Source organism: Paenibacillus sp. FSL R7-0331 (assembly GCF_000758645.1).
GTDB classification, from domain to species: domain Bacteria; phylum Bacillota; class Bacilli; order Paenibacillales; family Paenibacillaceae; genus Paenibacillus_AQ; species Paenibacillus_AQ camerounensis.
In genome coordinates this window covers 2,730,840-2,752,683 of record NZ_CP009284.1, presented here as the reverse complement: position 1 = coordinate 2,752,683, position 21,844 = coordinate 2,730,840, and the positions used below count along the sequence as shown (strand labels likewise).

The 21,844-nt window shown below is 43.7% G+C and carries 24 protein-coding genes and 1 pseudogene; 4 read left to right on the top strand and 21 right to left on the bottom strand.

Going from position 1 to position 21,844, the window contains the following annotated elements:
- The first annotated feature begins 16 nt into the window (after positions 1–16).
- Both bglX and R70331_RS11290 read left to right on the top strand, forming a co-directional pair.
- The gene (gene bglX, locus R70331_RS11295; RefSeq protein WP_042175444.1) at positions 17–2,236 is read left to right on the top strand and encodes a beta-glucosidase BglX; all 2,220 of its coding nucleotides are present in this window, start codon (positions 17–19) and stop codon (positions 2,234–2,236) included.
- Between the two features lie 128 nt (positions 2,237–2,364).
- Entirely contained in the window at positions 2,365–3,351 is a 987-nt protein-coding gene (locus R70331_RS11290; protein WP_042175442.1) for an AraC family transcriptional regulator, read from the top strand.
- A 50-nt stretch (positions 3,352–3,401) separates the two neighbouring features.
- Here R70331_RS11290 and R70331_RS11285 read toward each other — a convergent pair whose 3' ends face one another.
- From R70331_RS11285 to R70331_RS11255, 7 genes are all read right to left on the bottom strand, one after another.
- The gene (locus R70331_RS11285) at positions 3,402–3,908 is read right to left on the bottom strand and encodes a PTS sugar transporter subunit IIA (RefSeq protein WP_231576449.1); all 507 of its coding nucleotides are present in this window, start codon (positions 3,906–3,908) and stop codon (positions 3,402–3,404) included.
- A 26-nt stretch (positions 3,909–3,934) separates the two neighbouring features.
- A complete protein-coding gene (locus R70331_RS11280; RefSeq protein WP_042175441.1) occupies positions 3,935–4,360 on the bottom strand; it encodes a VOC family protein in 426 nt (141 codons plus the stop codon).
- 37 nt (positions 4,361–4,397) lie between these two features.
- A complete protein-coding gene (locus tag R70331_RS11275; protein ID WP_042175437.1) occupies positions 4,398–5,537 on the bottom strand; it encodes a Gfo/Idh/MocA family protein in 1,140 nt (379 codons plus the stop codon).
- Positions 5,538–5,621: 84 nt separating this feature from the next.
- Entirely contained in the window at positions 5,622–6,104 is a 483-nt protein-coding gene (locus R70331_RS30470; protein WP_052419021.1) for a heme-binding protein, read from the bottom strand.
- Positions 6,105–6,127: 23 nt separating this feature from the next.
- Complete coding sequence (locus tag R70331_RS11265; protein WP_042175435.1) at positions 6,128–7,531, bottom strand: PTS transporter subunit EIIC; 1,404 nt, start codon at positions 7,529–7,531, stop codon at positions 6,128–6,130.
- Positions 7,532–7,862: 331 nt separating this feature from the next.
- Positions 7,863–8,693, bottom strand: coding sequence for a polysaccharide deacetylase family protein (locus R70331_RS11260; protein ID WP_042175434.1), 831 nt, complete (start codon positions 8,691–8,693; stop codon positions 7,863–7,865).
- A gap of 38 nt (positions 8,694–8,731) precedes the next feature.
- Complete coding sequence (locus tag R70331_RS11255) at positions 8,732–9,106, bottom strand: hypothetical protein (RefSeq protein ID WP_042175433.1); 375 nt, start codon at positions 9,104–9,106, stop codon at positions 8,732–8,734.
- A gap of 169 nt (positions 9,107–9,275) precedes the next feature.
- Here R70331_RS11255 and R70331_RS11250 point away from each other — a divergent pair, with 169 nt between their 5' ends.
- Positions 9,276–10,154: an alpha/beta hydrolase family protein gene (locus tag R70331_RS11250; RefSeq protein WP_231576448.1), complete on the top strand. Its 879-nt coding sequence runs from the start codon at positions 9,276–9,278 to the stop codon at positions 10,152–10,154.
- A gap of 43 nt (positions 10,155–10,197) precedes the next feature.
- The gene (locus R70331_RS32045; RefSeq protein ID WP_042175431.1) at positions 10,198–10,449 is read left to right on the top strand and encodes a hypothetical protein; all 252 of its coding nucleotides are present in this window, start codon (positions 10,198–10,200) and stop codon (positions 10,447–10,449) included.
- A gap of 78 nt (positions 10,450–10,527) precedes the next feature.
- Here the strand turns inward: R70331_RS32045 and R70331_RS11240 are convergent, their stop codons facing one another.
- From R70331_RS11240 to R70331_RS11185, 14 genes and pseudogenes are all read right to left on the bottom strand, one after another.
- The gene (locus R70331_RS11240; RefSeq protein WP_042175429.1) at positions 10,528–11,181 is read right to left on the bottom strand and encodes a response regulator; all 654 of its coding nucleotides are present in this window, start codon (positions 11,179–11,181) and stop codon (positions 10,528–10,530) included.
- On the bottom strand, positions 11,178–12,371 hold the full coding sequence (locus R70331_RS11235) for a sensor histidine kinase (protein ID WP_042175427.1): 1,194 nt from the start codon (positions 12,369–12,371) through the stop codon (positions 11,178–11,180). The genes R70331_RS11240 and R70331_RS11235 overlap by 4 nt, the downstream gene beginning before the upstream one ends.
- Before the next feature lie 81 nt (positions 12,372–12,452).
- A complete protein-coding gene (locus R70331_RS31510) occupies positions 12,453–12,623 on the bottom strand; it encodes a hypothetical protein (RefSeq protein ID WP_156131107.1) in 171 nt (56 codons plus the stop codon).
- 19 nt (positions 12,624–12,642) lie between these two features.
- Positions 12,643–12,783: pseudogene (locus R70331_RS32490) on the bottom strand (hypothetical protein); the annotation flags it as partial.
- A gap of 83 nt (positions 12,784–12,866) precedes the next feature.
- Entirely contained in the window at positions 12,867–13,112 is a 246-nt protein-coding gene (locus R70331_RS11230) for a diacylglycerol kinase family protein (RefSeq protein ID WP_042175426.1), read from the bottom strand.
- A 268-nt stretch (positions 13,113–13,380) separates the two neighbouring features.
- The gene (locus R70331_RS11225) at positions 13,381–15,600 is read right to left on the bottom strand and encodes an MMPL family transporter (RefSeq protein WP_042175423.1); all 2,220 of its coding nucleotides are present in this window, start codon (positions 15,598–15,600) and stop codon (positions 13,381–13,383) included.
- A gap of 579 nt (positions 15,601–16,179) precedes the next feature.
- Positions 16,180–16,428 (bottom strand): hypothetical protein, encoded by a 249-nt coding sequence (locus tag R70331_RS11220; RefSeq protein WP_052419020.1) that lies wholly within the window; start codon positions 16,426–16,428, stop codon positions 16,180–16,182.
- A gap of 1 nt (position 16,429) precedes the next feature.
- Entirely contained in the window at positions 16,430–16,855 is a 426-nt protein-coding gene (arsC, locus tag R70331_RS11215) for an arsenate reductase (thioredoxin) (RefSeq protein ID WP_197071422.1), read from the bottom strand.
- Positions 16,856–16,892: 37 nt separating this feature from the next.
- Positions 16,893–18,308 (bottom strand): arsenic transporter, encoded by a 1,416-nt coding sequence (locus R70331_RS11210; RefSeq protein WP_042175418.1) that lies wholly within the window; start codon positions 18,306–18,308, stop codon positions 16,893–16,895.
- A complete protein-coding gene (locus R70331_RS11205) occupies positions 18,305–18,637 on the bottom strand; it encodes an ArsR/SmtB family transcription factor (RefSeq protein WP_042175416.1) in 333 nt (110 codons plus the stop codon). The genes R70331_RS11210 and R70331_RS11205 overlap by 4 nt, the downstream gene beginning before the upstream one ends.
- 277 nt (positions 18,638–18,914) lie before the next feature.
- Positions 18,915–19,097 carry a 4-oxalocrotonate tautomerase DmpI gene (dmpI, locus tag R70331_RS11200; RefSeq protein WP_042175414.1) on the bottom strand — a complete coding sequence of 61 codons (183 nt, stop codon included), beginning with the start codon at positions 19,095–19,097 and terminating at the stop codon, positions 18,915–18,917.
- A gap of 34 nt (positions 19,098–19,131) precedes the next feature.
- Positions 19,132–20,094: an aldo/keto reductase gene (locus tag R70331_RS11195; RefSeq protein WP_197071421.1), complete on the bottom strand. Its 963-nt coding sequence runs from the start codon at positions 20,092–20,094 to the stop codon at positions 19,132–19,134.
- 67 nt (positions 20,095–20,161) lie between these two features.
- Positions 20,162–20,707: an NAD(P)H-dependent oxidoreductase gene (locus R70331_RS11190; RefSeq protein ID WP_042175412.1), complete on the bottom strand. Its 546-nt coding sequence runs from the start codon at positions 20,705–20,707 to the stop codon at positions 20,162–20,164.
- A 169-nt stretch (positions 20,708–20,876) separates the two neighbouring features.
- Positions 20,877–21,791, bottom strand: coding sequence for a helix-turn-helix domain-containing protein (locus tag R70331_RS11185; protein ID WP_042175411.1), 915 nt, complete (start codon positions 21,789–21,791; stop codon positions 20,877–20,879).
- Between the last annotated feature and the right edge of the window lie 53 nt (positions 21,792–21,844).

The following is a 21,844-nucleotide window of genomic DNA, read 5'->3' as shown; positions in this document are numbered from 1 at the left end:
ATACGAGGTAAGTAGTATGGAAGAACAACAAATATTACACTTACTAGGGACGCTTTCAATTGAGGAAAAGATCGGGCAGCTCATTCAGCTTTCCGGTGAATTTTTCAACACAGGTGCAATGGCAGTCGGGCCTATGCAGAAGCTTGGAATCGACGGGAACATGGTGCAGTATACCGGCTCTGTCTTAAATGTGCTTGGCGCAGCAAAGGTCATACAAATTCAAAGCGACTATCTTGAAAAAAGCAGACATAAAATCCCATTGTTGTTTATGGCCGATATCGTATATGGATATAAAACGGTATTCCCTATTCCGCTGGCGCTGGGAAGCAGCTGGGACCCGGAGATGGTGAAGAGCTGTAATAAGCTGACCGCGGAGGAGTCGTGTGCGGCAGGAGCACATGTTACCTTTGCACCAATGGTGGATGTGGTTCGCGATCCGAGGTGGGGACGCTGTATGGAATCTACAGGTGAAGATACTTATTTGAACAGCATCTTTGCTAAAGCAATGGTAGAAGGCTTTCAAGGTGATTTCACCCCGGGAGCAAGCCTTGCTTCTTGTGTGAAGCATTATGCAGCATATGGTGCTCCTGAAGGCGGGCGTGAATATAATACGGTCGATATGTCAGAACGAAGACTGCGTGAGGACTATTTAGCCCCTTACAAAGCAGCAGTAGATGCAGGCTGTGAGCTCGTTATGACAGCCTTTAATACGGTGGATGGAATTCCTGCAACGGCAAATCAGTGGTTAATGGATGATGTTCTGCGAAAGGAATGGGGCTTTAATGGTGTCCTGATTACGGATTATGCAGCCATTTCAGAGCTGATTGCCCATGGTGTAGCAGAGGACGATAGGGAAGCAGCAAGGCTTTCTATGGAAGCAAGTGTCGATATCGATATGAAAACCGCATGCTACTCCAATCAGCTTAAGCCTTTACTTGAAGAAGGCCGGTTAAGCATGAAGAAGATTGACGATGCCGTGCTTCGTGTGTTGAAGCTGAAGAATAAACTGGGCCTATTCGAAGATCCGTACCGGGGTGCAAGCATTACAAGGGAACAAGAGCTAAGCCACTCTCCTGAGCGAACGGCTCTTGCCCGCAATGCAGCGACCCAATCATTAGTTTTACTGCAAAATAATAAGTCTGCTTTACCGTTATCCAAAAACAAAAAAATTGCACTCATTGGACCGTATGCGGACAGTCAGGATTTGAGTGGACTTTGGGCCGTATATGGCGATAAAAGCCAGGTCGTTACGTTAAAAGCTGCATTTGAGGAGGCTCTTCCTCCTGACCGGTTCCGAATGACGCAGGGCTGCAACCTGCTGGACAGCCATGAAGGTTTAGGGGATTTTGGATTCTTTAAGCTGGATGAAGCTGCATTGACAATTCAGAAAGCCAAGGACCAGGGTCTCCAGCGAGCGATTGAGCTTGCTGAATGGGCAGACACTGTTATTTTCGCCATGGGTGAGCATACGCTGCAAAGCGGAGAAGCAGGAAGCCGAAGCGATCTGAGTCTGCCTGCCAATCAGACTGACTTCATGGATAAGGTACTTCCTTATGTGAAGTCATCCGTGCTCTTATTATTTAACGGGCGCCCTTTAGTGCTTACAGAGATCAGAGAGAAGGTCGATGCCATCCTGGAATGCTGGTATCCCGGTACAGAAGGTGGACATGCAATTATAGACCTGTTACTGGGTGATGCCAATCCATCGGGCAGATTAACGATGAGCTTTCCCTATGCTGTTGGACAGATTCCTGTGTATTATAATCATTTCAACACTGGGCGGCCGTCAAGGACCTCTGCCCATAGCATGCGGTTCACTTCACGTTATCTGGATATTCCGAATGAGCCCTTATATCCATTTGGTTATGGCTTATCCTATCATAAGACGGATTACACTAATCTGCTGCTGAGCAGCTCTGTACTGCAGTCTGGACAGCACCTGGAGGCAGAGATTGAGATTCGTAACGGGAGTGACCGAAGCGGTTATGAGGTTATCCAGCTCTACATTCGTGACCTCGTTGGCAGCGTAGTTAGACCTGTAAAGGAGCTGCGCGGGTTTCAAAAGATACATTTGCAAGCAGGTGAACATAGAAAGGTATATTTTAGAATCACGGAGGACATGCTAAAGTTCTATACCAAGGACATGACGTATGAAGCGGAAGAAGGACGTTTTGAGGTATACATCGGAAGTAGCTCCGAAGATGTGTTGACAGCCTCTTTTACATTCATGAAGTAATATTTGCACGGTACGGCTGGACAACAGTCGTATTTTTTTATGGGGTACACTCTACTACTGTGACATTTCTCTCGATGAATCATGTTATAATGAAGGACGTTAAATCTGCTGAAAGGAGATTAGCAGACATGAACCCGAAGCAATTGGACAAGAAGCTGCGTGCTATAACTAAGCATGAAGAATTATACCGTCAAGGAATTCCTTCCCCTAATCCGCCTGAATTCATTTATATGTTTAAGGAGAGAAAACGGGTCGGCAAATTACTGTTCAAACAATTTTCTGATCTGTTCACAAGCTCTCCAAATATTTTAGTTAAAAAGCATTCCCGCTTTCAATCCTATCCGCTGCATATTCACGACTGGATCGAAATTAATTATATGTACGATGGCTCCTGCACCCAAATCATCAATAATAACACGTACTCTCTGCAAAAGGGGCAGGTTCTGCTCGTTGATTCAGACACAGTGCATACGATCGAGCCGCTTGGAGAATCTGATATTCTTATTAATATTATTATCACCAAGGAGTATTTTAACAGCAACTTTTTTAACCGGCTCGCTTCAGACAGTCCGCTTTCAAGCTTCTTTATCAACTCCATTACCGAAGATAACGACCATGACAGCTTTATCCGTATCCGTTCAGAAAACAGCAGAAGATTGCCGCTATTTATGAATGAGTTTTTCTGTGAATGGTTTGACCCTTCTGCACATTCTGCAGACATGCTGGACTCCATGTTTTCGTTAATTATGATGGAGCTTATCCATGTGTATGAGAGTGACACCACCAAGGAAAGCACGCAGCTTAAGAAAAACCCTATTGTGCCCATTCTTCGATATATCGAAGATCATTACCAGACCTGTACATTGAACTCTACTGCCCTTCACTTTAATATTAACGCGAATTACCTGTCCTCACAGTTGAAAAAATATACAGGCATGTCCTTCATAACGCTGCTGCATCAACAGAAAATACGCTTTGCCAAAACATTGCTCATAAACAGCAAGATGACTGTCATTGAGGTCGCCAATTATGTGGGCTATGAGAATGTCAGCTTCTTCTACAAGAAGTTCAACTCCATCTGTGGCTGCTCACCTAAAGAGTACAGGAGCAGTTAGTTAAAAACCGGACCGTATAAGGAATGTTCCTCATACGGTCCGGTTTTATTCTACGTATTCAGCTTTATAACAAACACTTCATTTTTCAGCCCTGTCTGCTTACCGTTCTCGGCAACAATGTCTACTTGTTTTACTAAGTCCTGCCCGACAGGTACTATGACAGGTGTCACAATGGGATAACCCTCTTGCTCGATCAGCTGAGTATCAAACTGAATCAAGAGCTGGCCTTGTTTGATTGGGTCACCAGTAGCTACATGAAGGCTAAAGCCCTTCCCCTTTAAGGAGACGGTGTTCATACCGATATGAATCAATACTTGGGCACCACTCTTATGCTCCAATACGATGGCATGCTTGCTCTTGTCCATTATATAAGCTACAGTCCCGTCAAATGGCGCGAATACTTTACCTTCTTCAGGCAGAATCGCTATGCCTTCCCCCATAGACCCGCTGGAGAAAGCTTCGTCTTCCACTTGCTCTAGTGGAACAACCTTCCCCTTAAGCGGTGCAGCAACAACGACTTCATCCATGGTTTCTTTCTTCTTACGTCCAAATAACACAAGCAACTTCTCCCTTATGGTATACTTTATTTCCCAACCAGCTGGAACGACTTCCCGGTATATTGCATAATCTCAATTTCATTGCCGTCAGGATCAACAATCCATAGCTGCCAGGTATGATCAGGTCCCAATACCAGATCCGTTTTCATAGGAATGCCTTTTTCTTTAAATTGTGCGGCAGCCTCATGAATATCGTCTACGACCAATGCAATATGATACAGAGAGTAATATTCCTTTAGATTAGGGTGCTCTTTTCTTTCTTCGTAGCTATAGAATAATTCAACAAACTGCTGATCCCCAAACTCAAGGTATTCGATCCAGGGCAGCTTATCCGCTTCATCCCTATAGAGCGTAAATTTCCGCTTAAAGCCTAGACCGTCACAATAAAAGGCTAACGACTTATCCATATCCTTCACTTTCATCCCTGCATGTGCAATGCTTAATACTTTCATATCTGATTCATCCCTTCATCATTTAATTAAGTTATGATTACAAGATTAGAGCACCCTCTTGACTCTTTCCAAAATAATGATCAATGTAACCTTCCGGCAATGCAGGCAGAAGCTCAAATGCTGTTTCCATTGTCTGTACGGCGCCTGTTTCTGTAGACTTAACGACACCATTCAAGATTTCAACAGCATGACTGGCCATTTCAATACTTGCACGGTGTGGTCTGCCTTTTCTCATTGCCCAGGCCATTTCTGCAACGCCAAGCCCTCTGGAATTTTCACTGTATCCGAAGCTGTTCGGTACTTCAATCCATTCTGACATCCCTTTTTTCTGTAAAAGAACCTTGCCGCCGAAACGATCCGGATCAGCCAATTGCAGAATGCCCTCTGTACCGTAAATCGTTAACACCGGTACCTGCGGCCAAATGCTATTCGCATTAAAATTCATCGTTCCATAAACGCCATTTTTATATTTCATGCTTGCTACCATAACATTCTCATTCTCAACCGAAAAGGTTTGGCCAAAGTCAGGTGAAGCCGGATTTTCAACCGTATATTGTGGAGCTGTATTGTCAGCAAATCCGCTTATCTTATCAATAGGACCGAGAATGCTTAGCAGTGCTGTAATATAATAGATTCCGACATCAAAGCCAATACCCCCGCCTACCTTTGTCTGGAATGTGCCTGGTGCATACAGGAATCCCATATCACGATTTACGGCTGCATGAGTTGAAACCACTTTCCCGATTCCACCGCTGTCAATTACCTTGCGGGCAGTTTGAATAGCAGCTCCGAGAAAGGTGTCCGGCGCACATCCAAGTCTCAAATTTTGTTTCTGGGCCAGCTCTTTTAATTCAAGTGCCTCATTTAGATGAGGTGTCACAATCTTCTCGGTGTACACATGTTTTCCTGCTTCTAAAGACTGCTTGATAACGCTATAGTGAGCTGCCGCAGGTGTGAGGTTCACAACTATTTCGATTTCGGGGTCCTTCAACAGCTCATCTACCGAAATTCCTCTGATACCAAATTCTTGTGCTCTTGCTTGGGCTCTTGCAGCATCAATTTCACCACAAGCAACTACATCCAGAATCTCGAACTTATTGATCATATTCTCCAAATAAATTCCGCTTATCTTTCCGCAGCCAATAACAGCTGTTTTTACTTTTTTTAATGAAGTCATAACTCTATCTCCTCTGCTAATATATGAAAGAACAGCTATACAATATAGATGCTCTTTCATATAGAAATGTACTTAATTTACGTACTAGTTAGATTGAAAAAATCTATCTAAAGCTTGTACTAATACGTTATGATCATCATCATCCCTAAGTCCGGATGCACATATAGAGCCTACCAGCAATCCATTCTTTAATTTCAAAGGAAACCCGCCTCCGCTTAGCGCAAATTTTCCCGGCTCCAGAGCAGCAAAGGTATGAGATTGTGTGAGCCCCTTGCCCAGCATTTTGAGCATCATATGCTTGCTGCTTAATCCGAATGCCATAACCGTGTTTCTCTTTCCGGCAATCCAGGTCTCTTCATGGATTCCTCTTCCCTCCGGATAAAACCGGTATACAACAAAATTGCCCAAAGCTGCTTCAATAGCTACCGGCCTGTCTAATTGAAGGCTGATTTCCTTCAAATACTCACCCAGCTGACAAATATCCTGTTGTGTGATCTCGTCAAACCTATATTTTTCTTCTTGTTCTTTGCACATCAGCAACAAAGCACTTTGGGAATCATCGAGCATGGATATTCCTCCCTGAATTGTGATTATTCTTTTACCATCGAATCGTTAAATCCAAACAGATAAGTTAATATCAGGCCTAAGCCGAAAGCGATTACGGCGTTTAATAGTACAGCTACTCCTCCAATAGCATAAAGGGCTGGTAAGGTCAGAATATTAATACTCATAATGGAAGGCCACATCACCGATCCAAATGCCATCGCGATGCCGCTTATGCCAGTAGACAGACAAGAGATAACGAAGGGTCTCTTATATTTCAGCGCAATCCCATATATCGCCGGCTCTGTAACGCCACCTACCAGTGCTGTAACAAATGCCGGACCTGCCAGTTGTTTTACAGAAGGTATTTTTGTTTTCATCCATACTGCTAATACCGCCCCTGCCATAGAGAAGGTCGCCCCGGTAACAAGCGGCAGAAGCACGTCGCCGCCATAAATCGAAATGTTGTTCATCACGATTGGCAGAAGCCCCCAATGCAGGCCAAACATAATCATTACTTGCCATAAGGTTCCGAACACAAAAGCTGTAAGAGCCGGAGAGATCTCGATTAATCCCACTAAGCCTTTTGCAATGATGTTACTGATCTCACTCGTAATAGGTCCAATTACAATCAATGAAAGAGGTACAACAATGACTAAAGTAAAGAAAGGATTAAGGAAAAACTGCACGGACTTGGGTACAACCTTTTTTAATAGCGCTTCTAGTTTACTCTGACCGTAAACAGCTACCAAGATCGGGAGAACAGACGATGAATAGTTAATCATGACAACTGGAATCCCGAAAAAATCTACATCTCCGCCTTGAAGGGCCATGATGGAAGGGAAAAGCATGGTTCCTGCAATGATACCGGCTACATATTTATTGGCTTTAAATTTCTCCGCTGCCGAGGTGGCAAGGAAGAATGGCAGAAAGTAGAAGAATGCTTCCCCGATAGCATGCAGAATGGTGTATGTCGTACTTTCAGTCGACAACCATCCGAAGGTAGTAGCCATAATAACAAATGCTTTCAGCAGCGCAGCGCCTGCAAGCGCACCCATTATTGGCATGAATATACTTGAAACTACATCAATGTAGAGATTAACGGCTCTAGTGAATACATTTTTCTTCTTCTGCTCAGGAGGGGGTGTTGCTTCTACCCGTTCAGTACCTTCCTCTTGCTCTTCATCGTCTTTGAACACCCGGCCTGTCACTTGTTCAAAAGATTTCATCACTTCCCCAACATGAGGGCCAATGACAACCTGATGCTGATTGCTGGCTATCAGAACTTTGATCACGCCTTCGGTTTGCTCTAAGCCGGATTTATCAAATTTGGTGCTATCGTGTAATTTGAAACGCAGCCGGGTCATGCAATGCACCAGGCTCTCAACGTTGTCGGCACCCCCAACCTTTTCTTCAATTTGCTTCGCTAATTGTGTGTAATCTTTTCCCATAACTCCCCCGCCTTTCTTTACTTAAACCAGATGTATAACCTCACTTAACTTATAGAAATTTGTTAATTGAAGCCCTTTCATAATGTTTACAAGCTTAGATTATCACCATTGAACGTTCAAAATAAGATCAAAAACACAGTTTTTTATTGACCAAATCGTTGTTTTTATTGTGCACAAAAGCACTCTTTTATATAATAATTTACAATTAAATAGGATCAGCAAGAATTATAGGAAACAAAAAAGCAGTCTCACAATTGAGACTGCTGAAAGGTAATAATCTGAATTATAAACATACTGCATAATTGGGGAGCCTAGCAGCACGTTTTATGTGCTATTGCATTTGCAGCGTACTCCCGGGCGGAACCTCAACCACTGTATCATCAACCATAATCCACACGGCTAAGGCGCTCGGGTTATACACCAGGTTGCAGTCAACCGAGAATCTCAGCTTGCCGCAAGCCTCCAAGTAATGGATGATTTCAATGTTTGTTGCATACCAGACTTCATCACGGCTGCTGATCCTTTGGCTGAATTCCTCGATCCGCTCCCAGTTGTTCTGCACATCAAACTCATAGCTGTGTCCCCATACATAGAACAAAGATAAGGACGGGGACCCGTCAGCAAGAAAAGCCTCCGTCAGATTCATCAGCTCTGGATCATTATGATGACAGGTCGGATGCCATTCATACGGATTCTCCGGCAGATTAAACTTCAAGTGCTGATTAACTGTTCTGGCATATTCCAGCCCGCATGCCTTCAGCAGCCCGATAGTCGCAGCATTATATGCGCCATAGGGATAAGCCATCCCCGTTACCAGATAACCGAATTTCTGCTCCAGATTCCGCTTGTCTTCTAATATCTCAGCCCGCGCAAGCTCACGCGGCAGATCAGGAAGTACAGGATGAGTCAGGCTGTGGACGGCAATTTCGTGGCCTTCATACAAGGCCTCCAGTCCCTCCGGATTCATCCGTCTGATCATAATCCCTTTATCCACCCAGAAGCTGCCTTCATGCTGAATCCCGGAGTTCAAATTAAACGTTGCTTTTAACTTATACTTATTAAAGATTTCTACCAGCCTTCTATCCTGCTCCACACCATCGTCATAACTTAATGTAAAGGCTTTCGGTTTGCCGCCGGGCCATAGCTTGGTTATTCGTTTCATTGGGGGCTCCTTTTATAATATTAGATAAAAATATACGCTTACCACAGTGCGATTCCAACCTTATCCTTTTCCCTAAGCGCTAGCTTGATCATTTCCAGGGCATTTCCAACTCTAAATTCGACATAGTCTCTATCAAAGCCTGTACGTTGCATAATAATATCTAAATGATCCATCATCATTATAAACTCAGCTCTGAGTTTTTCTATGTCTTCATCAAATACATAAACGTTCGTTTTCTTTAACGAATATATTAACTCACATCCAAGCTCTTGAATTACATCATGTCCCCATAGTGTTCTTCTACAGGATTCAATACCAAACAAATCATTATGCGGTTCAGGTACTTGTGCTTCCATAAACTCCGTATCAACCTGTACATCACTCTTTGCAATTATACTCACAATCAGACTCATACAGATCTCCTCCCTTCTGCTATTTTAAGCAACGTACAAGATAATCAATATTATCCTGATCACAGAAAACAAAAGCTCTATTACATATCTTTACAAAGCAGAGAAATCAGATAAATATTCAGTTATAATGAAAGCGCATACTAAATTAAGTAAGGAGGCCAGTTATACAATGCACACAACGATTAATGAACATGACTTCAGCTGTACCCGTGACGGGTTAACGATTCGCGGAAGAGCATTTATACCGGAGGGAGATCACCTTCCAGCCATCATTGTCAGCCATGGATTCGGCGGCAATGCTAAGGATCTCTATACATACTGCCAGACCCTGGCATCTTGGGGCTATGCAGCGTTTTGTTTTGATTTCTGCGGCGGCAGTGCGCCTGGACAAGGTGCAAGTGACGGTGCGTCAACGGACATGACCGTTCTGACTGAATGCGAAGATCTAGTGGCCGTTATGGATTACGTCAAAGGTCTGGAAGCAGTTGATGCAGGTAAGATGACATTATTGGGTTTCAGCCAGGGCGGTTTTGTATCAGCGCTGGCGGCAGCCGGGCGTCCAAGTGAAGTTGCCTCACTGATTCTTATCTACCCTGCGCTCTGCATACCGGATCATGCCCGCGAGGGGGCTCTGGCCGGCGCCTCCTATGATATCAATGATGTACCTGAGGTAATCGATTGCGGACATATGCAGATCAGTAAACGGTTCCATGACGCTGTAGTTGAGATGGACCCGTTCGAAATGATCGTCTCCTACAAAGGCCCTGTCTTGCTGATGCACGGAACGGATGATCAGGTTGTACCTTACACTTACGCTGTTAAAGCCCAGGAATCCTATGCACCGGAGCAATGTCACCTGCAGCTGATCCAGGAGGCAGGGCATTCCTTTACCGAGAATCAGAATGCCAGTGCCTTGGTATCGATACAGCAGTTTTTGCTCGAAAAAAAAAGAGATTTTAACCATCCAGGTCCAGATTACAGGCTCGGAGGGCCGCAAGGAGGAAGGCTCGCACAGGCAGATTGCGGTTCTCTTTACGGGAAACTGTGACAGCCGCTATTTCAAAGGAGCTATTATACCAGGAGCTGAGGATGTGCAGGAATATGCCGGTGATCAATTAGTGAGCATGAGGGCCGATTACACCCTGGAAGGAACGGATTATACGGGTGAGCTGTGCCGGATACATATTGTCAACCAGAATGTGAACAGAGAGTGGAAGCCTTCAATTGAAACTGACAGCAGGGCACTGGCTTTCTTGAATCAGGAGGATTTAACTGCAGCGCTGGAAGGCTATACAGAGGGGCTTACGGTGCGGATCTATTCGGCCGTGCCTGAGTTAGGGTAAGGTATCATAGCAAATAATCGCTAAATCGAAAGAGTTCACATGTTGATGGTGAACTCTTTCTTATTCTTTAGCCTGACATCAAATTTCCATAAGCCCCCGCTCCAATGCAACAGCTACAGCCTGGGAACGTGACTCCACCCCAAGCTTGTTGTAAATAGCCGTTAAATGTGCTTTTACTGTCCTCTCTGAAATGCCCATATCGGAGGCAATGACTTTACTTTTGTACCCCTGGGCAACAGCCTGCAGAATAGATGTTTCTTTTTCTGATAAGGGAGAAACTGCTTTGGAGGCAGGGGCTGCCATATTCTCCTTAGACTTTGCTGCAATAACACGCTCCATAATATCTGCTGACAGCAAGGTTTCCCCCCGGACTGCTGATTCAAGATTTCTGAACAGATTATCGCGGCTGGTATCCTTTAACAAATAGCCCTTTGCTCCTATAGCCAGTCCGCTTATCATTAGCTCGTCTTCGTTATAGGTGGTGAGAATAATTACGGGAACCGAAGATCCTTGTCTTTTTAATTCCTGCATGGTTTCCAGACCGCCCATAACCGGCATATTTAAGTCCATTAGAATCACATCAGGCTGCAGTTCCTTAATCATTGGCAACGCCTGTGAGCCATTTTCAGCCTCGCCGATGACCTGAAATTGTTCATTGGTCTCCAGAATCAGCTTCAGGCCTTCCCGTACCACAAAGTGGTCATCAACAATTACAATTTTATACACCGTCATATATGCTCTCCTTTAGTTAAGGGCACTTTAAATTTAATTGCGGTACCTTCAGACGTGCTGTTCATGTAAACCTCTCCGCTGACCAGCCTTACCCGTTCTTTTAGTCCCAATAATCCATAATGCCCCGCATCCTTGCCAATATCATCTGTTTTAAAGCCAATACCGTTGTCTTTAATTTCAACAATTAAATTATTGTACTGTGAGGAAACCGATAAGTATACTTTATCAGCCTTGGCATGACGGGCAATATTGGTAAGACACTCTTTAATAATGTGTAGACTGTGCTCCATCTGCAGCCTGGATAGTTTTTTGTTAAAACGATAATCCTTGGTAACCATAATACCCGTAGCCCCATGAAAATGTTCAATTTCATCTGCTACCGCCTCTTTGAAGTCTATCTCCGGAGCTGACTTTGAACGTAAATTGTCTATTGCTCTGCGGGCCTCGGCCAGTGTACGGCGTGCCTGCTGCATGGACTGCCTGATAATTTCATGTGCGCGCTCCATATGGTTCTGTGACATGTGCGCATCTGCAGCCTCAAGACTCATAATAAGCCCGGCAACACCCTGCGCAAGGGTATCATGCAAATCCCGCGCCATACGCTGGCGCTCATTCGCAAGGGTTAACTCCTCTACCTTGTCATGTGCTGCTCTCAAATCCTCCAGAAAGCTTTGAACTTTAAGCCTCTCCTGTACTTGCTTAAAAAATAATATGGCATAAGCGAGAACAACGATGAGCATTAGGACAAATATAGGAAGAAATACAATCAGTTCATCCCGATCCCCCACAGTCAGAGCTGAATCAAAAAAGACAATAATGCTTATAAGCGCTATAAAGACTGCTCTCTTCACCCGGAATGAATATCCAAGACTCTGTGCAATGAGTATAGGCAGCAGCCCAATTAATACAGCCTGGTAACCGTCCCGCATTAAAATAGCACAAAGATAGACTAATGCCGATTGTATCGAGAAGTAGATCCAGAACGTTTTTTGCGTGATTCTGTAGGAGTTCCAATGTAGCAACACATGAAGTGTAAATAAAGCAGTAAATACTGAGCTTTCTAAAATCAAAGGCTCCTTAAGAAACTGCAATATGATGGTCCCGGCATATACAATCGATACCCAGATTAGAGTTGGTATCCTTGAAGCAAACAGCTCACTGATACTTTGTATTTTGTTTTTTTCGTTCAAGCTTGCTCCCCCTACAAAGTTTCCTCAATAGTTTACTTATTCCACCTTATTTCATTATAACGTAGTATTTTCTCTTCGTGCTTATGCAATCCTTGTTGATGGAACGACTATCGTAAGCCCCTGCGGAACAACCTCGATATTCTCTATTGAGCTTTTGTGCACCTCACCATCCATTCCAATCTGGGCCGCATCCGTATCGAATGGAGTGATACACATGAAGATGACCATCGTCCATTTTTGCATCCGGAACAATTCCTTCGAGTCCTCCTATTACAGACGAATTAGTAACCAGGTAAAGTAATGCCTCCTGCTCTTTGCGCAGCTCATCACTCTCGATCTTGATATGCGTGCCTTGAAAGATCCTGGCAAGCTTAGGAACAGCAGATAAATAGTAAGCTTTTTCCCCGAATATATTTTTTAAATACTGATTGGTAGTGTAATTGATCGTATTGATTGCCCCGCCTGCCAGAACATAATGAAAATACTCATCTCCGGCTAATCCGAGATCAGGCGCTTAATAGAATTAACAGCATAATGAAGTGTTCCATCACCACCGGCTACTATAATGACATCGCAATGATCGAAAAACGCTTTTTCCAGTGGCCTACTTGTCAGAGAGGTATAGAAAATATCCGCCTGGCGCAAAGCATGCTTTCTTGTCAAACGGCTCGTTACTTCTGCAACGACACTCCGCGCTTTAACATGACCTGATACCGGGTTTATAATCATTTTTAGTCTCATATAGTCGAAGCTCCTTTTACGATCTATCTCATTTATCTCATCTTACAGTAATGATATCCGGCCAACATCGTCCGAAAGGGAGCTTACGCTCTGCCCTTTTGGGCAGTCCTTAGATCAAACAAGTAGAAACGGCTATGCCGTCCTTCAGAGAAGGCGGTAACCGTTCCTGCGAGAAATATAAGGATTATTGATAGCGTAAAACATATAAATTCTTATATTTTAAAAAAAGCCCTGCATTTGCAGGACCTCTCTAAATACACAAAACAGATTACATTATTCTACTTTTTAACTTAGATGCACCAAGCATGTCGCTCTCTCCGCCTTTTGTGGAATACTCTTTCATGATGGTCTCCCCTTCAATATCGAAGTTCGGCAGTATTCTATCCAGCCATTTAGGGAAGTACCAGGCGGATTTCCCCAATAATGTCATTACAGCAGGCACAATAGCCAACCGGACTACAAAGGCATCAAATAAAACACCCACTGCTAATGCCAGGCCCATTTGCTTAATGGTTGGATCATCCGAGAAGATAAACCCTGAAAATACCGATATCATAATCAGTCCTGCCGCCGTTACGACAGCCCCATTTTCCTTCAAACCTGCATGTATCGCTTTTTTGGCATCACCAGTGTGGGCAAATTCTTCACGCATTCTACTGACAAGAAATACTTCGTAATCCATGGATAGACCGAACAGAATACCGATACATAAGACTGGTAACAAAAATAATATGGCACTTGAGCCAGGGAACCCGAACACATCAAGGAAGTTGCCGTCCTGGACGATGAATACGGTAAAACCTAAGGTTGCGCCAATCGATAGCACGAATCCGAGCACTGCTTTTAACGGTACAAGGATTGATCTAAAGACTACCATCATTAGTACAAAGGCAAACGCCACGATTAGAATAGCAAAGGTTGGCATGGCACTCATGATCTGGTCAGAGATATCTATATTAACGGCTGTAGCTCCTGTCACCAGAAGTTCCATATTCCCGCTGTCAGAAAGAGCTCTGATCTCATTTACCAGCTCTTTGGTTTCCGGTGCATTCGGCCCATCCTCCGGTGTGACACTCATTAGAAATAGTTCATTAGTCTGGTTCGGCATTGCAGGGCTCGCGCTCTGCACATGATTGAGTCCGTTTATGGTTTCCGACAAAGCTTTCAGGTTATCCGCAGAAGCCGCCTCCTGATTAACGGGCTCTGCAATAACGACTAACGTAGAATGGAAACCTGGACCATAAGCATCCGATAACATATCGAACCCTTGTCTCTCCGATGTTTCATATTGTTTATTTCCGTCGTCAGGAAGTCCAAGATTTAAATGAAAGAACGGAATAGCCATTACCGCTAATAAAGCTATGCCGACTACAGCCACGATCAATGGATTTTTTGTTACAAATCTGCTCCAGGCATTGGTTTCCGATTCTTTTTTCTTATTGGCCCGCGTCAGCATGGCGATCAACCGGTTGCTTTTCTCGGGTCTAATGCGATGTCCCATAATTCCCAGAACGGCGGGTACAACCAATACAGCTACAATGATCGACATCAAAACGACTACAGCGGTCGCGATTCCCATGGTGGTCATAAAAGGAATGTCCACAACCATGAGTCCCAGAAGCGCAATGATTACCGTTAATCCGGCAAAGATAACCGCATTACCGGCTGTACCGTTGGCGATGGCAATCGATTCTTGAACGGAAAATCCCTTCTTTAATTGCTGTTTGAACCGGGAGAAAATAAACAGGGAGTAATCGATTCCGACGGCAATTCCGAGCATTCCTGCTAGAGTGAGCGAGATCGAGGAGATATCGAAAAAGTTAGTTCCCAGCAGGATTAACAATACCCCGATACCAACACCAATCAGTGCCATAAGAATCGGCATTCCTGCTACAAGCAAGGAAGCAAAGGTAATAGCTAAAATAACATAGGCTAAGATTACGCCCATAATCTCGCCCGGGCCTCCGCCCGCTTCCGTCTGTTCAAATTTCACGGTCCCGCTAAGTCCGGTCTCAATTCCTTTATTCCGTGTTATTGCCAAACTGTCTTCCACTTCATCCTTAGACTCTTGAGTAACATTGTTTGCAGGAGAACTATACGTTACAACGGCATAGCCCGTTTGTGTATCCGGATTGATATTCGCCAGCTCGTATGGAGACGAGACCGAGGTTACTGCCCCGTCTTCCTGAATCTTCGTAAGCAATTCGTTAATGACCGTTTTATTATCAGCTGAATCTAAGGCTTCATTACCGGGCGCCTTAAACACGATTTTAACCTGCCCGTCCTGTTCACCGCCCGTGAATTTCTCCGCTAAAATCTTCATCGCTTTTTCTGATTCTGTACCTGGGATCGATACATCCTCTGTGAACGCTGTTCCCATACTGAAGATCAGTCCGCCTAATACAGCCATAAGCAATACAAACGCCACGATCACTTTTTTACTGTTGGAGCCTGCCCAGCTTCCTAACCTGAATAACATTTTTGCCATTCTTTTCTCTCCTCCAATGTTCTCTACGACTAAGGTCGCCGACATATAATAGTTTGTCATGTCCTTATCGTATAGCTTGAAAGAAGAGGGCACATCGTCCGAATGGGCAGTGGGGATTTGCCCTTTTGGGCAACAAAGTTGATATACTGGATTTGCATCAAACAAGGAAAGACGCCGGGCACATTCCCCGGCATTATAACCTGACCAAAAAAATAGCGAAAGAGCACCCTCGTTAGGTGCCCCTTCACTATTTTTAAATCAAGTAACTATGATTTTCACTAATCCAATGACGTCTCATTCAATACTTTCAGAGTTGAGAAATACTTTATAAAGTTTGCAAAAGCATAGCTCATCGTTTTAAATAGGCACGCCTATAAAAATGAAGACTTTGTATTGAAAATTGAGTATCTGGAAAAGGTTGCCGAATAAAAGAAAGGCCTCCATTTTGAAGGATGCCTTTCTTTCGTTTCTTCATGTTATGATCTTGCGTATATTTGTTTCAATAATTCCTTTTGCATGGGTTTAATGTTAATGACTTGTCTAATACCTTTCGCTTTCGCTTCAGCTTCCTCGAATGTATCAGCAAGTCCTAGTTCTAATAAGGTTCCAGCAGCAAAGATTCGCTTCCGTTTCTTTGGTGTTATCATCAAGCGGAATCTTCACCCAGCGTACGTGATCCGACGGATACGCACACTCCGTTGCTTCTTCTCTCAGGTCCACAATAATTTCAACACCTTCATTGATGACCATTGCTTCTACATCGGCAGCCCCGCCCATGAAGATTTTATCGGCAATGAGTGCATGGTACTTATTTTCGCCATTTTGCATCTTACTTGCCTTCTTTCAAAAATTGCTCAATTCGGTTTTTAATCGAATCACGAACTTCAGCAAATTTTGCTGTAATCGCTTCTTCAGTACCGGTCACTTTAGCTGGATCATCAAAGCCCCAGTGCCATCTTTCTGCTTTGTCGTTACGGACGACCGGACAATTATCGTTGGCATGACCGCAAAGCGTGATGATGTAATCAGCTTCCTTTAAAATTTCAGGATCGATGACATCAGAAGTGTGATTTGAAATATCAATTCCCGCTTCTTTCATCGTTTGAACAGCACGTGGATTTAAACCGTGTGCCTCAAGACCTGCACTTTTCACTTCATACTTATCACTTCCAAGTGCTTTCAAAAATCCATCTGCAATTTGGCTCCTGCAAGAGTTTCCGGTACACAAGAAGTAAACGAGTGGTTTGTTGTTCATGATTAACGATCTCCTTTATTTTCATTCTGGTTAATTTTCAACGTCTCTTCTGGTAAGCAGCCTTACCCATTTTTGAGCTAACCAGAGCTTTGATTAGCCAAGCGATTACCGTAATTACGATAGTTACAACAGCAATTAAAACCCAAACATTCATGATTAATGAATCGATAACGTATAGCCAGATATACAAGCCTGTTAACGTAATAAACAATGTCGGAACCGTAAGTAAAATACCGGTTTTAAAGTAACTGCCCCACGTAATTTTAATATTCTTGCGTGACAATACATGCAGCCACAATAAGGTAGCCAGCGATCCGATCGGCGTGATTTTGGGACCCAAGTCACTGCCGATCACATTGGCATACACGAGAGACTCCCGTATTATCCCTTGCGCGTCTGTTCCTTGAATGGCAAGCGCATTAATCATAACCGTCGGCATATTGTTCATAATCGACGACAATATAGCGGCTAAAAAGCCCATTCCCATCGTTGAGACATACAGCCCTTGTTCAGAAATAGTCTCGATAAATCTGCCCAACTCATCTGTCAGCCCCACATTACGAAGACCGTACACAACGACATACATACCAATGGAGAAGATAACAACTGCCCATGGAGCCCCTTTAACCAGCCTCCATGTTTGAATGGCTGGACTTTTACGTGCTGCCAAAATAAATAGGGTGGCAACCACACCAGCAATCACAGAAACCGGAACCTTTATAAACTGGCTGACCAGGTAGGCAACAAGCAAGACAGCTAAGATGATCCACGAAACTTGAAACAGCCGCTTGTCCTTAATCGCTTCTGCCGGTTTTTTAAGCTGCTTTAAGTCGTAGTTACTCGGAATACTTTTACGGAAGAAGGTAAACAGGACAATAAGGCTCGCCAGCAGTGAAAAGAAGTTCGGAATGATCATCCGGCTGGCATATTCGACAAAGCCGATACCGAAATAATCAGCAGACACGATATTTACAAGGTTACTGACGACAAGCGGAAGTGATGTCGTATCTGCAATAAAACCACTTGCCATAATAAAGGGCAGAATCATTTTCTGATCGAACTTGAGTGCTCGCACCATGGCTAGCACGATTGACGTTAAGATGAGCGCGGCACCGTCATTGGCAAAAAAAGCTGCTACTGCGGCGCCAAGAAGAACGACGTAAACGAACATCAGCTTGCCATTGCCTCTAGCGAGCCTTGCCATGTGCAGTGCTGCCCATTCAAAAAATCCGATTTCATCTAGTATGAGCGAAATCAAGATAATGGCGACAAAGGCAAGGGTAGCATTCCATACAATCCCTGTAACCGTACCTACATCAGAGAAGCTAACGACTCCAAAGAGAAGAGCGAGAATAGCGCCTGCAGATGCAGACCAACCAATGTTAAGCCCCTTTGGTTGCCAGATCACAAAGGTGAGTGTCAGTAAGAAAATCAAAACTGCAATGACTGTCATCCTTCCTCCTGTGGACTACAGCAATCGTTATTAAGACAGACTATTTTGCTTTTCATTGACGGCAAGTGTTCATAAATACACTGTACATAGGACTCCGCTGCAGGATTTAACGAATAATATACCCACTGTCCTTTTTTCCTTTCGTTGAGAAGACCAGCTGACTTTAATTTTCGCAGATGCTGGCTGGCATTGGGCTGTGACATACCAATAACATCGGTGATGTCGCAGACACAAAGCTCCTGTTCTTTAAGCAGTGCCACAATTGTCAGCCGCGTTTTATCGGCTAATAATTTATAAGTATCTGCCATTTTTTGTATCTTTTGTTCCATATGTAGCACCTCCTGTCATTCATCATATTGAGTTCAACATTTAATTACATAATTATATAATTAATTGATTATATAATCAACCACGAATATACAAGGATATTGTAAACATGAAAACAGCCTTAGGCTTATCGCCCAAGGCTCTGATTATTTATAGTGTCAACATCTCCATGTGGTCTTATCGTTCCGACAACCTGCATTTCCCCGTCTTATTTTTAGTTAACTTTCTACTTTCCCAAACAGTAAGTCGAGAATTTTGTCTTCTCTGCAGCTCTCAACGTTACCGATCTGCAATTAGCTGTCCGGCAACCCCAATATTCTCTGGATCATTCTCCTTAACCAATACGATAAACGCTGACTCGGGTACATTCATGATAGTTGCAGCTGATGTGGTGAGTTCTCTGACCAATAACTGTTTCTGTTCTTTATTTAATTTGGCTGCTTCAATAGTGATTACCGGCATGATAATTCCTCCTTCAGATTTAGAACGCCATTTATTAATGCATCGGGTTTTCCCATGAGCCTCTGACTTCAACTTTGGTTTCTTTCGCTGCCGTTTCAAGCTCCCGGATTTCGTCCAGAGTCAGCTCTACTTCAGCAGCCTTTATGAGATCCTCAATATGGTTAGATTTTGTAACACCGATAATCGGTACCGTTCCTTTAGCCATGGACCAAGCCGTTGCAATTTGAGCAGTAGAAGCATTGTACTTGCTTCCAATGCTTCTCATAACGTGGATTAAACTTTCCAGCTTGCCAAGTGTTTCTGAATTAAAGGCTTCACCTCTCCTAGTACCGCTAGGGAGAGGCTGTTTCGTATTGTATTTGTCAGTTAATGCACCTTGCTCCAATACCATGTACGAAAAGAACACAATATCATTCTCTTTGCAGTAATTAATAATTCCCGCTTCTTCGGAAGAACGGTACAGTAGACTGTAATGGTTTTGTACCGCTGATAATTTCAGGCCTTCTTCTGCCAAAATACTTGCTGCCAGTTTAATCTCTTCCAAGTTATGATTGGAGACACCTGCGTATTTTATTTTCCCGCTTTTCATTAGCGGGATCAGTTTTGATGTCCATCTTGTTACATCAGCCGGGTTGTGTATCCAGTAAATGTCTGCCTGATCTGCTCCAAGACGGCTTAGCGTTTCTTCAAGCAGTTCCTCGATAGCATTGTCGTTTTCCCCAGCCATTTGGGGTGTGAACTTCGCTGAGATCAATACATCATTGCGGTCATTTATGAAACTTCCGAGTATACTTTCGGAGGCGCCCATTCCATAGACAGCTGCTGTATCCCATAGATTAAACCCAGCATCCATCGCTGCTTCAAACACCGGTTTCAAGTCTTCTTGGCTAAGATGATTTCCAAAGATGGCATCTCCGCCACTTGCACCAGTGCCCCATGACCATGTGCCAAGGGCGATGGAAGGAATATTGATACTCTGCATTTTTACCATTCTCATTATTTCCACGCCTTTCAATATTATGAATAGTTTCCGCTTAGTCAATCCTTCAGCATCAATGATGCAATCAGCGTACGGCGAGCAGTGCAGCTTCAGGATTGAGTACATAACCGAGATAGTCTTTCGCAGTTTGCTCTATTTGATCGTCGGATAGCTGCATAACTCCGTAGGCTGCGTAAGGCGCTAGAAAGCTAGTACCTATCATGTTGCTAGTTGCCTGAAGTGGCCGCAATAACTCGGCAAGAGTATATCTGAAGGCACCATTAGGCGTATAGGAATCTTCAGAAGCTCCTACACTGACTGCCAGCAGCAATTCCTTTCCATGCAGCTTGTTGCCGGTGCTTCCATAGGCCCAGCCATAGGTAAGAACGGCATCTTCCCATTTCTTAAGCAATGAAGGTGTGCTGTACCAATAGAACGGAAATTGCAGAACGATGCGGTCATGCTGTTCTAATAGCTTTTGCTCCGCTGCAACGTCAATCTCTTCATGGGGATAAGCTTCATATACACGATGTACTGTTACACCGGCTTGCTTGTCCATTTCTTCCGCCCAGCGGCGGTTAAGACGGGAAGCCGTTAGGTTAGGATGGAATACGAGTACCAGTGTTTTCATTTAAAATCTCTCCTTATTTCTGTTTAGTAATCTCTTGGTTCTACTGCATGAGATAAGAATAACAAGAAAAATCATTAGTTTCTTTGCTCACAGGCTCATTCAGTTTGTTCATTTAGCTCATTTACTACAAAGACGTTCGACGGTAATTTCCGTGAAATGATAACACTTATCATATACTCTTTACTTCATTCTCCTTTGGCTTAAACTTCATTCTAAACTCTGAAGGAGCGAGTCCAAACCGAAGCTTAAACACTTTGGAAAAATGGGCGATGTTCTCGAATCCGGTGGAGTAGCAAATATCGGTTACGGAAAACGAAGTTTCTAATAGCATGTTCTCAGCCTTATCCAATCTCCGGTTGCGAATCCACTTCAAGGGCGATGTATGATAGGTTGCCTGAAACTCCCGTTTGAACGTTGACAGACTTCGGCCTGACAAATAAGCCAGATCCTGAAGGGAGACAGGATTCGTGAAATTCTCCTCCATAATTCTGCTGATACTGTTATTATCATTGACACCCGGTTGCAGCAGCTGATACAAAAACCGTTCATTTGATTCTGACAGATGAAGCAGCAATTCCATCAGTTTGATCTTAACCAACTTGTCACTGACCTGTTCAGGCTTATTAAAATAAGGTTGCAGCGACTCAAAATAAGTTCGTGTAAGATCATTAATCGGAATAATGGATACCGGAATAACATCACTCACAGGATAAATCGGCTTCACCCCGGCGAACTGCACAAATTCCTCCAGTATATTATCGTTTAGGAAGAACATCATATAATCCAGCACATATTCAGAATCGGGTTCTCCCGACTTGTCATACTCAATTAGAGTTGATTTGTGAACAAACATCATTTCGTTACTCCGCACGGTATAATCACGCTCTCTGAAACGAACCTTATAATTGCCTGATTTCACGTACAGCAACAGATGATCCTTCAGAAAATATGATCCCTTCCTCCCTTGAGTATGTAGGCAGAAAGTAATTACAGATAATCCGTTTTGCTGCAGGCTGCCTGTTTTATCTGGGGCATTGACCAGTTCTTGCGGTACCTTGATTGTTTTTCCGATGCTAATGGACATGAGCAGTTCCACCTTTTTTAGCTTTTACCTATAGAATACCCGACAACAAGAAA

Coding starts and splice junctions, on each gene's coding strand:
- R70331_RS11210 (WP_042175418.1), bottom strand. CDS start 18,308: ATGACAGTCATTGCAGTTTTGATTTTCTTACTGACACTCACCTTTGTG.
- R70331_RS11265 (WP_042175435.1), bottom strand. CDS start 7,531: ATGGGAAAAGATTACACACAATTAGCGAAGCAAATTGAAGAAAAGGTT.
- R70331_RS11225 (WP_042175423.1), bottom strand. CDS start 15,600: ATGGCAAAAATGTTATTCAGGTTAGGAAGCTGGGCAGGCTCCAACAGT.
- R70331_RS11275 (WP_042175437.1), bottom strand. CDS start 5,537: ATGACTTCATTAAAAAAAGTAAAAACAGCTGTTATTGGCTGCGGAAAG.
- R70331_RS11205 (WP_042175416.1), bottom strand. CDS start 18,637: ATGGAACAAAAGATACAAAAAATGGCAGATACTTATAAATTATTAGCC.
- R70331_RS11250 (WP_231576448.1), top strand. CDS start 9,276: ATGCACACAACGATTAATGAACATGACTTCAGCTGTACCCGTGACGGG.
- R70331_RS11190 (WP_042175412.1), bottom strand. CDS start 20,707: ATGAAAACACTGGTACTCGTATTCCATCCTAACCTAACGGCTTCCCGT.
- bglX (WP_042175444.1), top strand. CDS start 17: ATGGAAGAACAACAAATATTACACTTACTAGGGACGCTTTCAATTGAG.
- R70331_RS11280 (WP_042175441.1), bottom strand. CDS start 4,360: ATGAAAGTATTAAGCATTGCACATGCAGGGATGAAAGTGAAGGATATG.
- R70331_RS11290 (WP_042175442.1), top strand. CDS start 2,365: ATGAACCCGAAGCAATTGGACAAGAAGCTGCGTGCTATAACTAAGCAT.
- R70331_RS11255 (WP_042175433.1), bottom strand. CDS start 9,106: ATGAGTCTGATTGTGAGTATAATTGCAAAGAGTGATGTACAGGTTGAT.
- R70331_RS11260 (WP_042175434.1), bottom strand. CDS start 8,693: ATGAAACGAATAACCAAGCTATGGCCCGGCGGCAAACCGAAAGCCTTT.
- R70331_RS11240 (WP_042175429.1), bottom strand. CDS start 11,181: ATGACGGTGTATAAAATTGTAATTGTTGATGACCACTTTGTGGTACGG.
- R70331_RS11220 (WP_052419020.1), bottom strand. CDS start 16,428: ATGCAAAATGGCGAAAATAAGTACCATGCACTCATTGCCGATAAAATC.
- R70331_RS30470 (WP_052419021.1), bottom strand. CDS start 6,104: ATGCTCGATGATTCCCAAAGTGCTTTGTTGCTGATGTGCAAAGAACAA.
- dmpI (WP_042175414.1), bottom strand. CDS start 19,097: ATGCCGGTAATCACTATTGAAGCAGCCAAATTAAATAAAGAACAGAAA.
- R70331_RS11230 (WP_042175426.1), bottom strand. CDS start 13,112: ATGAGACTAAAAATGATTATAAACCCGGTATCAGGTCATGTTAAAGCG.
- arsC (WP_197071422.1), bottom strand. CDS start 16,855: ATGAACAACAAACCACTCGTTTACTTCTTGTGTACCGGAAACTCTTGC.
- R70331_RS11195 (WP_197071421.1), bottom strand. CDS start 20,094: ATGAGAATGGTAAAAATGCAGAGTATCAATATTCCTTCCATCGCCCTT.
- R70331_RS11185 (WP_042175411.1), bottom strand. CDS start 21,791: ATGTCCATTAGCATCGGAAAAACAATCAAGGTACCGCAAGAACTGGTC.